Annotated in this window: 12 protein-coding genes; 5 read left to right on the plus strand and 7 right to left on the minus strand. The window is 38.4% G+C overall.

The window, feature by feature from the left end; genetic code table 11:
- Positions 1 to 10: 10 nt before the first annotated feature.
- From BVC89_RS28510 to BVC89_RS28540, 7 genes are all read right to left on the minus strand, one after another.
- The gene (locus BVC89_RS28510; RefSeq protein ID WP_103654357.1) at positions 11 to 1,168 is read right to left on the minus strand and encodes a c-type cytochrome; all 1,158 of its coding nucleotides are present in this window, start codon (positions 1,166 to 1,168) and stop codon (positions 11 to 13) included.
- A 4-nt stretch (positions 1,169 to 1,172) separates the two neighbouring features.
- Entirely contained in the window at positions 1,173 to 2,024 is an 852-nt protein-coding gene (locus BVC89_RS28515; protein ID WP_103654358.1) for a hypothetical protein, read from the minus strand.
- Positions 2,025 to 2,075: 51 nt separating this feature from the next.
- On the minus strand, positions 2,076 to 3,329 hold the full coding sequence (locus tag BVC89_RS28520; protein ID WP_103654359.1) for a hypothetical protein: 1,254 nt from the start codon (positions 3,327 to 3,329) through the stop codon (positions 2,076 to 2,078).
- A gap of 332 nt (positions 3,330 to 3,661) precedes the next feature.
- Positions 3,662 to 5,830 carry a galactose-binding domain-containing protein gene (locus tag BVC89_RS28525; RefSeq protein WP_103654360.1) on the minus strand — a complete coding sequence of 723 codons (2,169 nt, stop codon included), beginning with the start codon at positions 5,828 to 5,830 and terminating at the stop codon, positions 3,662 to 3,664.
- A 536-nt stretch (positions 5,831 to 6,366) separates the two neighbouring features.
- Positions 6,367 to 6,492, minus strand: coding sequence for a hypothetical protein (locus tag BVC89_RS30660; protein WP_281261012.1), 126 nt, complete (start codon positions 6,490 to 6,492; stop codon positions 6,367 to 6,369).
- Positions 6,493 to 7,868: 1,376 nt separating this feature from the next.
- Positions 7,869 to 8,369 (minus strand): Clp protease N-terminal domain-containing protein, encoded by a 501-nt coding sequence (locus BVC89_RS28535; protein ID WP_103654362.1) that lies wholly within the window; start codon positions 8,367 to 8,369, stop codon positions 7,869 to 7,871.
- A 7-nt stretch (positions 8,370 to 8,376) separates the two neighbouring features.
- On the minus strand, positions 8,377 to 8,601 hold the full coding sequence (locus BVC89_RS28540) for a helix-turn-helix domain-containing protein (RefSeq protein WP_103654363.1): 225 nt from the start codon (positions 8,599 to 8,601) through the stop codon (positions 8,377 to 8,379).
- Between the two features lie 117 nt (positions 8,602 to 8,718).
- Here BVC89_RS28540 and BVC89_RS28545 point away from each other — a divergent pair, with 117 nt between their 5' ends.
- The 5 genes from BVC89_RS28545 to BVC89_RS28565 all read left to right on the plus strand — a co-directional run bounded on the left by BVC89_RS28545 (position 8,719) and on the right by BVC89_RS28565 (position 13,680).
- Entirely contained in the window at positions 8,719 to 9,108 is a 390-nt protein-coding gene (locus BVC89_RS28545; protein ID WP_103654364.1) for a PadR family transcriptional regulator, read from the plus strand.
- Positions 9,101 to 9,973, plus strand: a complete 873-nt coding sequence (locus BVC89_RS28550; RefSeq protein WP_103654365.1) for a sensor domain-containing protein — start codon at positions 9,101 to 9,103, stop codon at positions 9,971 to 9,973. Before BVC89_RS28545 ends, BVC89_RS28550 begins: the two co-directional genes overlap by 8 nt.
- A gap of 117 nt (positions 9,974 to 10,090) precedes the next feature.
- Positions 10,091 to 10,789 (plus strand): CPBP family intramembrane glutamic endopeptidase, encoded by a 699-nt coding sequence (locus BVC89_RS28555; RefSeq protein WP_158658190.1) that lies wholly within the window; start codon positions 10,091 to 10,093, stop codon positions 10,787 to 10,789.
- A gap of 189 nt (positions 10,790 to 10,978) precedes the next feature.
- A complete protein-coding gene (locus tag BVC89_RS28560; protein ID WP_103654367.1) occupies positions 10,979 to 11,878 on the plus strand; it encodes a sialate O-acetylesterase in 900 nt (299 codons plus the stop codon).
- Positions 11,879 to 12,387: 509 nt separating this feature from the next.
- On the plus strand, positions 12,388 to 13,680 hold the full coding sequence (locus tag BVC89_RS28565) for a sialate O-acetylesterase (protein WP_158658191.1): 1,293 nt from the start codon (positions 12,388 to 12,390) through the stop codon (positions 13,678 to 13,680).
- Positions 13,681 to 13,785 lie beyond the last annotated feature (105 nt).

Genomic DNA, 13,785 nt, shown 5'->3' on the forward strand with positions numbered 1-13,785 from the left:
TAATATCTACTCAATTTTTAGTTTGTTTTTCCGTCATTAAGACATTGTTATTTTTCTCATGCCTAACACAATGGGTTTTTCTATCTAGATCAGGACACCCATGATTGATCCATGTACTGACTATAGTTATGCCTTCGAGGGGTATAGGCTCTCTGGTCATGGGCATACCCGGTGTAGATGAGCCCAAACCAAGCCTTTTCTCGACATGCCGTATGAGTAGTCGTTCGACTAACTCCTCTGGCCTATTATTTTTTAGCCATGCGAGAATACCGGGCAAAGAGGTATCAAAAGCTTTACTCGCTCGCCCGCCAATGGCGTGGCAATGAACGCAATCGCCTTCACGCCAAAATTCATTCCATACATATTCAATGCTTCGATCAGAAATATGTTCATTTTTATTTTTAAAGTTCACAAGCACTTGCTTAACAAGTTTATCAACTTCAGCTTCTTTGATTCCTCTAGAATTCTGGAAAAAGCCAAATAATGCTCGTGCTTCTTCTTTTGACACATTTATCTTAGGCATTTGCCGGCCATCAACTTCGAGGCCATCTGAATTTGCATATTCATAAATCCACTCGGATGAGAATAAACTTAATGCAACCTTATCATAACCAGAAATATCACTAAATTCATGACAACTTTGGCATTTAGCTGCAAAAATGGCGGCTCCTTCCTTTGTTGATTCAGGTGTATATGTTTGCTTCGGAGCTTTTGTCGAAATCAAATTATTTGTGTCTGGATATGCCATCATTCGAGGGGCATAACATGAGTCATCCTGCATACAGCGACCATGTGGGCGCTTAAGGAATTGTATTAGAGTATCTGCTGTTAATTTGTCTTTGTTTTTATGTGCCCAAGGCTTTTCTTTTGTGGTCAAATAAGGTAGAGGATGATGACGTATGTTCCTTATACGTTCATCAGAAATTGGCAAAGACGACAGGCGTTTATCTTCCTTTCCTTCTAAAACGTTCATGGATACCTCCACTAGCTCCGCATGGCAGCCATAGCATTGGGAATCATCCCATGTGCCAAAACCGGAAGGAAAACGCTTTTCAACATTACCTCTTTCAGGTAGATGGCAGCCGACACATTCAGTATCTTTAGAGAAATGAATAGCCTGTGCTGTGCTATCTACCAGTATGAAAAGTAGTAAAAAAATTCTTAACATTAGATTACAACTCTTCATCTACCGTAACTATATGAATGCTCGGCTCCTCTAGAATCAATATGCGATTCTCCTCTGTCAAATTTACTCGTACAAAACCTTCATCAAATACTAAATTGTTAATAAACAATTCCCATGATACCGACGGGATACTATCCGTTCCGCCAAATAGCTCCGGGTCGATCAACATCGCCTGATTGAGGACACTTTCAGATACACCTTCAAATGCCCCTGATGGCGTTTCAACCAATGCGCCGAGATCGATCAACACTCTAATAATTTCATGGAACTGTACTGTTGCCACAAGCCTTGGTTCGGAGCTTAAAGAATATTTTAATGCCACACTTCCTTGGGCAGATAGGATATTAAGTATGGTATCTTCGCTGGGACCTTGTGGGTATAAAAAGAATCTAACAGTAAGCGAGCAAGCTTTTGGATAACCACCAAAGAGGACGCGTGTTGTATATATTGCACCAATACCACGTAATGAACTTTCTGCGCCTTCAGTCAGTTTGCATAGTTCTGAATCAGAAGGAATTAAATTAATACGTCTATCGATAATATGATTGGCAATGATGAAGTTGTCGTAGGCTTCGCTTCCAATGGCTTTTGGTAAAATGCTTAGTACCACTGATTTCCAGCCGAAACCAACAGATGTTGGCCCTAGTAAATTTTTACTATAAGAAGAATAAACAAAAGTTCCTTGTGTCGAACTTCCTACAATTGGAAGAAAAGTAAACTGCTCAAACTCTTCTCGATTATCGAGATCATACTCCGATAAGTCCATTACCACGGGAGCTGAACTTGCAAAACCAAGTACACTATAGACGATTAAAATAAAAGCCGTTAACGTTCTCATATTTTTTCCTCTGAAGAGGACAGCAAAGCCGTCCTCAATATTGGATTTATGTTATTCAATACCAAAAAGTGCGCGACAGTTTGGCGTATTTGATGCTTGTACTGGCACACCAAAACCACCATTCAAGCAGCCTAGGAACATGTCAGTTCTAGCTGTTTTAATTTGTGGGCCGGGATTATAGTTAAATATACGCGTTTCGTTGACACGGAATATTTGTCTTTCGTAATTAGCTCGAAGTGTAAAAAATGAGTTTACTTCTCGACTAACATTGGGAAGGTTTGGTTGTGCATAAGATCGCATCTCAGTGAAAATTTCGTCGCGAATTAATTTTTCAAGTTCTGCAACGGCACCAACAAAGTCGTTGTCAGATGGTGCTACAGTGCTCCAGACATTATTCCCAGTTAGATATTCAACTTTAATATCTCCATCACGCACTAAACGTTGAAAGAAAGTAGATACTTCAATATCGACACAAGCCCAATTATGTATTGCAGCAAAAGTCGTCGCTTTTTCAAAAACTTGATTAAAGTTAATTGTAAAACGTGCTGTTTTTGTAAGAGCTTCTGTAAAGATTTCCCAGTCGACGACAGCAGAAAGCGTCTCATCAAAGTTTGCACCTACAGCAAGGTTATTTTGCGCAACCAATGCGTATTCAGGTGTAGTTTTCGCTTGGAAAGGAATACTGGTGAGCACAGATGTCTGACCAGCTGGCACAATCGAATTAAATCTTTGCATGGTATCAACCAGTTGCTCATTACCATTTTCATAGGTGACAGAGCATTTAGGCATTTTAACTTCTCGACTGATGCCTGTAAAAGGGTCGGTAATGATGAGTGTTTCGAATTCACAATCCACATCTAAGCTATTGCCTGTTTCAATCCCGCTTACAATAAACTTAGTGGTTGCTAAACGAGCTGGAGCTGGAGCAATACGCATTCCTAAATCTTGTGCTTCGCTTTCAAGCAGATCACGAAGAGGCGCAAAACCTGCAGTTGAAAAAGAACCGCCAAGCAATGCCACTGTTTGTCCTGCGAATACACCGCTAAATTCTGTAAAAGCTGTGGCATTAAATCTTGGTACTGGATTGTTTGAGTTACCAAGCATGGCGATAGAACCGCCTCTAGGCACGTACCAAACGAGCTTATCATCGTCGGTATCAGCATAAAGTTCAAAATTGACCTGAACATCAGTGCTGAAACGTGAAGAAATATTGACTTCTTCTGGATTAACCGGAACCGCACTAGCAAAATCTAGTGTTAGTATTGCTAGGCTTGAAGCCGCTAGCATTTTAAAAAACTTTCCCATTTTATTCACCTTAGTTATAGATGTTAAAAAGATTATTTTTCACTTTTTATCACTTCTACCGAGTTAAGCTCGATAAAAATAATTCTTTACGATATTCACCATGTATCTTTGCGCGATTAACAAACATAAAGATGTATGGTTGTTAGTATTAAACCTGTGGCCGCAATTATTCTTTATTGCGAGATATTACGACCAAATACTTAGTGATTAACCTAGCGATATTATGCGAAATACCTTGATGTTATGGGTCTCGCATTGGCTTTGAACCAATGGCGATATATCCATATATTGCGTATTAACCAGGCAATAGCTATTGCCTGGTTAATCGCTATTTACTCTGGTCTACCCTCTACTACTACTTCGTTAAGACGCACATGAAATGTTTGTCGGTTAGGTCCCTTCAATCCCATGATGCGTATTCGTGAGGTGATTACCTCTGGGAAGTCTGTCTTTACAACGATATCTTGATTGCCACGCACTTCTTTGAGTGTTATCCATGCTTGGGTAATATCGTCAAAATATTGAATGTCAAAATCTTGAATCTCGTAGTTTTCACTGGTGTAAACGGTTATTGAGTTAGCTCTCACACGAGAAGGCCATTGCAATTGCCACCACTGAGGAAGTGTTGGCGTACGGTCATTAGACCAGCTAGATTGTCCCCCTAAACGGGTATCGGTAATGCCATCATTGGCGCGTGATGGAAAATAACAATGTTCAGTTGCGCTTGGACTTGGGCAATAACTGGACGTTGCTGATGCAGTCGCTAAAGTTGCTATATTAGTTGTCGCATTGTATCCACAGCGTGGATTTTCCGCCCAGGTTACGGGCGTTCCAAATCCGCCCGTCATACATTGAAGATACATTAGCGTTGACGATGTTCTAAGCGTATTGGGGTCACCGGAACTCAATTGAATTATCTCCGGGCTTTGACGTAATATTTTTTCGATATTTGAACGTAAGGTAAAGAATGTTTGTTGTTCGGATATGTTGGGCAATACTTCGCGCCCAGTGACAACTATTTCATTAATTCTGGTATATATTGTTTGTCGATCTGGCCCGCGTCTAGCGCGAACACGTAACCTATTGGTTATCGCTCGCCCGCTAAAGGCTGTAATTTTTAATAATGTATTATTGTTGACCGTGGCAATATTTTCCCAGCGTCCATTTTCTTTATTAAGTATTTCAAGATCGAAATCACTAATAGGAAAACCTTCACTTGTGTACACATCTATCTTATGTATATCGTAATCTTCTGGCCAGTTGAGTTCTAGAAACTGGGGGAGTGGGCCACCAGCATTCGTCCAGCTACTGAAACCACCAAGTGATGTATCTGTATTACCATCATTTGCTCTTCTTGGACTATAGCAATGTGCTGATGGGTTTGGTCCCGAACAGAAAGTGGATGAAGCGCTTGCTTTTGCTAGGGGCCCAATATTTCTCAGCTCCCCAAATGTTGGGATGACAACATCATCGACAAAAGCAACAAACAGTTCTGGGCCTAGAACATCTACGAGTTTATTTTTGGTTTGCAGTCGCTGATTTTGACTTGCAGGTATAGGCCCGTAGCTGCCATCGACTTGACGATAATTAATCACTAATCCCCAGTCACTTGGCGTATTTAAAAACTCTTCGTATAAGAAATTAATTTCGTTTTGTGTGCACGACCATCGGCAGTTGGAGACGTAAGTGCTTAGCTCTCGGAATAGAATTGGCCAAGTAACAGATACCCTGGCAACATCAACTTCAGATATAGTTTTAATTGTCCAGTTGGTTACTACTTGGAATAACTGATCCCAACTTTGTCCGAAACTCATAAGGTCTCGTATGGGGAACTCCCACCCTGGTAGAGTTGTTCCTTCAAACGGTATATTTTGAGAGATAGAAGTACCGCTGACTGGAGGTGTTGAGGTAAAAGAGTATAAAAAGTCCAGCGGTCTTACCACTCCATCTTTATCTGTAGCTTGACAAAAAGGGACTGATACTGGGCCAAAGGGTGTATCAATCACTTGTGAGTCACACTGGGCATCGATACGGCCATCACTACCTACCGGGAAGCCTGCCACTAAAAATGTTGTGTCTGCTGCGGTTATACGAATAGGCGCAATATCATAACCAAGTAACTTAGCTTCCTGCTCTAGGTCGATAATTTCTGTCGCTATACCGCTGGTGTCTAATTTACCTTCAATATCAATCAGTGCTTGTCCAGCAAAAATGCCATCACTTGGATATTCAACGTTAACAGCAAAATCTGGATTAAGTTGACGATTTAACGCAATACTTCCAAAGCGGGGTGAGTACCAAACTAAGTTAGGGTTTTCAGAGTCTGCATACAGATCAAAGTTAACTTGCGTTTCCTGACTAAAAAATTGTGTGACATTATTTACCGCTGGATCAATAGGATCTGCAAAAACATATGTGTTTAAACAGAAGATTGATGCAATAGCACTACCTAGTATACCGAGTCGAAAATGTGTATTTCTACTATTGTCGTATTTATTCATTAGTATCACTCTTATGAGAACAAATAGTTAAAAATTTATTTAGTCATTTTTTATCATTACTAAATAAATTTTTATGTAGATAACTGAGAACTCCGCGAATACTAATGTAAGAATTCGTTGGTATACACTACCCAAATATAGGTATAAGTTTTTATTTTTTTGTTAGCACCTTAATGAGATGTTTTTTTTGCTGTCATATTGAATATGATTTTTTTATGGCAATACTTATTTTTAATTATTTTTTGACGTTATTTTTATTATTTTTTATTTAAGATAGAAAAATTCATTGTTGTGTTAAGGTTGCTTTATCTGCCACTTTTATCAACAGTGTTTAACAAATATAATAATTATTACTTAAAATTAATTATCGTTTTAATTTTTGGCAATTAAGATTGATTCTAATAGCTTATAGAATGAAGGGGGTTAATTTAAAAATATTATCGTTCTATAAATTTTTGTATGGAATTTTTGTCAGACCGCTTTAGCACTAAGTATCAATGTTTCTGTCGAGCTTTAAAGCTTCATTAACCTAACACCTAGGTTGAAGGTATTTTCGCGCCTTGTATCACTACTGCAAAAACAAAGATAAAAAACAAGGTAACAAAAACTGTCGCTATGGCGTCGTAATCAAATAATACTTTTAGTTTTTCGAGTATATCCATTGTGCTCTCTTTTTAATTTTTGGTCTAATACCGATAAAGAAAGCTGCCCACTCACACGACATTTAATCTTTTATTGGCACACATGAATATTTTTTGTATAAAAGGCAAGTTTTTACGCCAAGCGAAAGGGGATTAGGTTAAAGAAGATAGAACAGGGAGGGGTGTGTTCATTTGAGCAGGTGGAAATTTTAAGCGCCAGCTCGTATGGAACATAAATCATCGGATCTAAATAAAGATACGTCATTTCAAATTTTTCCTATATTTCGCTACTGGAACCTGATGCTAAATACAGTTTATTGTCAATAGTGCTCTTGGGCACATTTGGCAACAAGTATTTATTTAAATTTTTTGCTAATTCGCAAACTAAGTAGTTGTTCAAGATCCCTATATTGTTGTCTGTTATTACTTTTTTGTTTCTCATTCATATTCGATACTTTTATATATCTATTTCCGAAATCTACTTTATATAGAGACTTTAGGAGCTTTTTGAGTAAATATCCTTCGCTAGTTAGTTTACAAGCTGGGTGAAAGCACTCACTTTAAGAATCTATTTAAATACAGAAAATATTTTTTCTAGCTTATTCCGATGAGTCGTAGTCTTACTTAACCATTCGGCATAAGGAACTTCATTTGGTAGTTTGTCTCTTGTCCTCAAAAAAGATATTGCAGGATCAGATCCTTCCGTTTTATATATGTTCCTTAATTCAGATTTTAAATCTTCGAAGTGGGATATTGATTTTTTACTGTATAGGTCAAATTTCCGTAGTGGTATTCGACGATATGGAAGCTGATTTAAATAGCTATGGAACCTGCTTAAAGAAGAATCAAACTCAGGATTGTTTCTCTTGCCTTTAAGTCTAAGGACAGCAGACTTAACTGACCACTGATTTCTAATACGCTCACCTAAGTCAAGAGAAAGAAGCTTCAACATATATCTCTTAGGATAAGGCGTGACTAGGGCAATCCATGCTGCCCAACTAATCGATCTCCAACAGTGCCGTGTGAGGTCTTCAAACAGGAGCTTATCCATAGCACAGACGCTCCGGTGAGTCTGGTAAAGAAATTCGAGCGGCTCACACTTTATATATGGATAGTTGTCAATAAATTTCTCATAAGGGATTATAGTTTCAAGGTTGTAGTTTAAAAAGAAAAGACCAGATCCTTTTCTCGATAGTTGCATATAGGGAGTATGGGCCATGTATTCCTGAGAATCTAAGTAGTTTGGTATATGGCGTTTATTTAGTGGTGTAGGTATACCAGCAATTTCCCCTAAGTTACTCTTGTAACAGTTTAATTGTAAAAATCCCTATTTCTACTGGACTTAGTGGAAAAGCGCCTGTCGTTTTGGCTACAGATATTTTATACAAAAAAGTTTACTAACAGGATTCAAGTTCCTCTTTAATTAAATAATTTAACTTCTCTTTATCTATAGCCAAAATTTTAAATGCTCTGGCTACAATTCCCTGTTCGATTTTAGATGCGGCATTAATAACATGAACTCCTAGTAAAGGGCGTAGCTTATCGCTTTTCTTGAGAGTATAAAGCGATCTCATTAATTCTTGAGCTGATGGCTGTGCATTATGAAGTATTTTATTTGACTCTAGTGGCTCTGGAATTAATTTATTATCTATACCAATAGAAGCAAGAGCATTAGCGTATTGTTGATTTATAGCATTTTTAAACTTTTCTGTATCTATGCCAATTTTGTCAAACACTCTTTTCGCACTACCGTCTTCCAAATTTAAAGCTGAAAGAACGAAATGTTCAGCGCCGGGCATTTCTTCCCCGCTAATATGAGCTTGTTCATCAGCTCCAGTTATTAATCTACTTATGGTTTTCATATCTCGAAAACGAAGCATGACTCTGTTAAACATCATATACACCTTAGTTATCAGTTTTAGGTTTAGAGATATTGGCAGAATGGCGCTTATGAGCTGCCTGCTTTGAAACTCCAAGTGCTGCCGCTATTTGTGACCAACTCCAGCCTTGCTCAATGGCTTCTTTAACAGCTTTACGTTCCAACTGTTCTGCCATACGACGCAAAGCTACAACAGCAGCAAGGGCTTCTTCTGGATTAGAGGCCGGTGGTAAAGATTCTATATCGTTCATGGCGTCAACTATAATTGACGATTTCACAATCGTCAACCTGTGTTGACGAATAAAGCGCTAGTGTTTAGTTATCACTAGTGTTATATTATTACTACTATCAACTAAACACTAGCAATAATGACGAACAAAAAAGTTTCCCACAATGACGATGATATTTTGGAGCAGCAAGTTAAAAAGTTTCAGAAAGAGCTCAACGGCGGCACCGTGGCGCTAATGTTACTGTCCATCATTAGCCAGGCTAAGAAACCACTTTATGGATACGAAATTGCTAAGCAATTTCAACAAAGTAACGAAGGCAAACAAGGGGCAATTTATCCGGTGTTGAGAAACTTACACAGCAAAGGGTTAATTGACTGCGACGTAAAATTGTCGGAAAGCGGGCCGCCCAGGAAATATTTCAGTATTTCACCTTTAGGACAAAAAGTGCTCGAACAATGGCAACTAACTTGGCAGTCGATCCAGATGCGGGTGAATGAGATTTTAGATAGGAGTGAAGACAATGAATAAACATCATGACACCATTCGCGCATACTTATCCGAACTGAAGCAAGCTCTGCGTGGACAACCAGCGGGATTTGTTCAGGATGTTTTGTATGATGCGGAACACCATTTATACGACGCCCTGCAAGAAAATTCAGCCAGTAGAATTGAGGACATTGTAGAAAACTATGGCAGTCCAGGGGAAATCGCTTCTCAATATATTCAGATGGAGCAAGATTCTCAGGAGTATCTCAATGGTTATAATACTCAGCGCCCGCGTTTTAATGGCTTTTTCGAACCTTTGTTTTGCCTCAAAGATTATAAAGCTCTTGGCTACTTTTTTATCGCATTTCCATTGAGCATGGTTTACTTTGCATGGCTCGCTTTGTTTGGTTTACCCAGTCTCGTGTTGTCTGTTGTTGTTATCGGAACGCCTTTACTTGCTCTGTTTCTAAATATTCAAGGTCACCTTGCTCTGTTTGAAGGCCTATTAATCAATGCTTTACTCGATGTTCGAATGCCAAGGCGTCCAGCGAGGCAAGATGCAAGGAGATTAACCAATAGAAGCCTGATTCAAGGGTTGATAAACTCTATCAAAGCACCGCAAGGGTGGAAAGTCTCTTTATACGAGGCCTTGCAACTGCCTCTAAGCGTGACCTATTTTAGTTTGGGGTGCTTATTGTTTATCGTCTCGCTGGCATTGATGGCCTCTCCAGTATTCGACCCCATAATTCACTATTTTGCTCCCCACTTGGAAATAGATATCCAATGGTACTTTTTTCCTGTAACTACCTTAGTTGGCGCAATAGGTATTACCATGTCCATGTATATATCACGTGCTCTGGTTAAACTGCATACAAGTATTGCCAGTTATTTATTAATCGAACATTAAAGTTTCTTCGCCTTAGGGTGTGACAGCACCCCTTTGAGCCAGCCCGATGTTATCTTCTATTAAACCTCAGGGTGCAGTATGCCAGCGCCCTCAGCCTTATTTTGTCTGGAGTATTTCATGACGCTATCCAAACGAGCTTTTATTCTTTTTGAGGTGTTCGGCTTTATCGCTTTCGCACTAATGAGTAAGCTTCTCGTCTCTTTATGGACATGGAAATATGCAGGCCCCATTACCTTAATAACTACTTTAGTATTACTGACGATTTATATGGGGCATCAAAACAGGGACTGGTCCATGTACGGGCTCAAACCCTTAGTTGGATTAAAAATAAAACTGCTGTTGCTTCCTCAGTGTTTTTTTGTATTTTTAGCATTTGCTGCCGCCGTCGGATCAGTATTAGGAGTGGCAGAAATATTTCAGATCGAATTTTTACAACAGGTTCCTGAAGGGATTGAGGAGCGCTTTGGCGAAGTAAGAAATAACTTACCTCGTTATCTAATGTGGTTAGCTATAGTGTGGACATCCGCTGCTTTCGGCGAAGAGATGTTTTTTCGTGGATACTTAGTCACTAGATTACAAGAGGCCTTTTCAGGAGTTTACATTGCACCAGCATTAGCTATTTTAATCGCTGCTACCGTTTTCGCATATGGGCATGCCGGTTATCAAGGCTTGCGTGGTTTTATCATAACAGGCCTTATCGGAATTGCTTTTGGAATCATGTACTTGACGTTAAAAAAGAATTTATGGCCAATCATTTTAGTTCACGGCATAATCGATACAATATCCTTTACCTCAATGTATGTTGGAGTCGAGTAGCGGGAACGTGTTTGTATTCCTATATTAATCATATGTTCTTTCGAGTGTTTTTGAGCAGGTACATATTTCAAATATGTTACACTCATAAATTAAATATAAGATCGTATTGAGACTGAACCAAACAACCTGATAATATCATTTTTAAGTAGCTAAAAATTCCGAATTCCAATAACAACGAGGGAAATATAAATGAAATTGAAATTATGTATTTGGTTATTGTTAATAATTTTTCCTAAATACGTTATTAGCGCCGAATACCATATGTTTTTCCTCGGTGGCCAGTCTAACATGGACGGATATGGATATATTAACCAGTTGCCACAAAATTTAAAAGCGCAACAAAATGTAATGATATTTCATGGTAATGGTGTATTTGACAACAAAAGTGGTGGAGGTGTTGGTATGTGGGAAAAGTTAAAACCAGGACACGGCACTGGTTTTAAATCAGATGGAAATACCAATCGCTATTCCGAGAGATTTGGCGCAGAACTCAGTTTTGCTTCAGCACTTAAAGACCAGTTTCCCAATAAAAAAATAGCATTAATAAAATATGCTGTAGGTGGAACAGGACTACATCTGAAAACAGGTTATGGCAATTGGTCACCTGATTTTAGAGAGGGCGGAGGAATGAATCAGTATGACTTTTTTCTTAATACGGTTAAAAATGCGTTTGCAATTTCAGATATAGATGGTGATGGTGTTAATGACACCCTAACGCCAGCAGGAATTATCTGGATGCAAGGCGAAGCGGATGCACATAGTAGTAAGGAGGCTGCATACGCTTATTTCAATAACTTAACTCGCCTGATGAACCTGATTAGAGCAGCGTTTAGAGATGATTCTATTCCTGTGGTATTAGGGAAAATTACTGACTCCGAACTAGGAGACGAAGATATTATGCCCTACATTGATAGCGTGCATTTGGCTCAACAAATGTTTATTGAACAAGATGCTTGCGCAGCATATATGACAAAAACAGAGACATATCCTTATAACAAAGAGGATGTATGGCATTATTCAAGTGAAGGTTATGTTCGCATGGGTGAAGATTTTGCAAAAGCTTATGCGGCTTTAATAAAAAGGTGTTAACTGTAATATCGCAAGTACTCTATCTGCCTACTTTAAAGTAATTTTTATCGTTTTGATAATAATCATTACGAAGTTATTTTCGGTGACAAAAAACTTAAATTAACAAAAATGCAAATAAAAATATTGGTGCCATTTTATCCAAAAAATAAATAGTGTATTTACTTTACCATATCTCTTAGTAAAAGCATGTCGAAACATAATTTCTTACGACAGCTTTAAAATAAACTCTCATTGCTTAACAATGTTTATTATTTTTTATATTTAAATGTAGTATATTTACCAAAAATAATAAACTTTGCTTTCTGAAATAAAGCCTTATAAATCATTTTGGCGACGTTTACCTGTTAAATAATAGCCTCTAATTCACGTACACAATAATTATAAAAAGGTAAACGCCATGATTAATCATTTCAATACTTAAATGAGAAAGAAAAATGATAAAATGTATATTATTAAGAATATTAACTCTCTTTTTTACGTGTATTCTTACGACATCATTTAGTTACGCATTGAATAATTATTCAAAAACAGAATCTACGAAGCTAAACAGTTCTGTAATTTATAACCTCTTAGAAAGTGATGGCACTTTTTCACAAGGCCAAGAGTTTTTTAATTATTTTTCTCTTGCACCTAACGATGTAGTGGTTTTTAACGGATCTGCCGATTTTACCATCACCCAAGCCTCACAAAATATTTATGACTTTCAATTTACTCACCCTGTTAGCTTAACCTCAGGAAGAGAATATACCCTATGTTTCGACGCTAAAGCCGATGGTAACCGCACCTTGTATGTTGATATTGATAGCGCAGGGCCTGACTCCTACGACAGTTTAACGAATCAGCCCTCTACGCTGCCATTAAATATTAACTACCAAACATTTACTTTGACTTTTACTGCAGTGACGACAGACGCAACTGCTCGACTTGTTTTTCACTTAGGAGGAAACAGTACACACGATGTAGAGTTAGATAATATTGGTGTTTATGAAGGCGGAATATGTGGAGAGCCTAACGTACACAAGCCGGCAGGCTCTGGTTCCGATCCTTCAGACACATCCTTCGACCCGAATTTTCATATTTATTTAGCTTTTGGACAATCGAATATGGAAGGAACAGCACCCTTTACGACAGCAGACTACATTAATGATCCTAGGGCTCAGATTATTTCTAATTTTACTTGCCCCAACTTACGTAGGGTATACGGTGAATGGTTTGAAGCCCAACAACCTTATTTTGGATGCTTTGGCAGTATTGGGGTTTCTGATAGTTTTGTACAATCACTTGTTGCGCGCGTACCTGCTAATATTTCTATAGGCTTAGTACCAACGGCTATTGGCGGAAGCGATATTGCATTGTTTGAGAAAGGTGCACCGATTGGTAGAGGTAATATCGGTACAGAAAGGATTCCAGCGCATTTTGATGGCGGGTATAATTGGTTACTTGATCTTGCCAAAAAAGCCCAACGCCGAGGCGTTATTAAAGGTATTATTTTTCATCAAGGTGAAACAAATACGAGCCAGCCACAATGGAAAAATAAAGTATCCTCGATTATAGAAAATTTGAGGCAAGATCTAGATTTAGGAGATGTGCCATTTTTAGCTGGTGAATTACTCTATCGGTCAGCGGGCGGATGTTGTGGTATTCACAATACCGAAGTCAACTTTTTGCCAGAACTTATTAACAACGCACATGTAATTCCAGCACACGGATTAGAAGGCGTTGACAATGCACACTTCAGTTATAATGCCTATAAGATTTTTGGCGAACGTTACGCAGATAAAATGTTTGAGCTCGTTTATTAGAAATTTATCTAAGTATAAGGATTACCATTTTGATTCCAGGTATAACTCCTTGTATCAAAATGGCTAGTTCTCTGTATTTGAAGAGAAGTGTCCATTTAAAAGCTA

The organism is Agarilytica rhodophyticola (assembly GCF_002157225.2).
Classification (GTDB): Bacteria; Pseudomonadota; Gammaproteobacteria; order Pseudomonadales; family Cellvibrionaceae; genus Agarilytica; species Agarilytica rhodophyticola.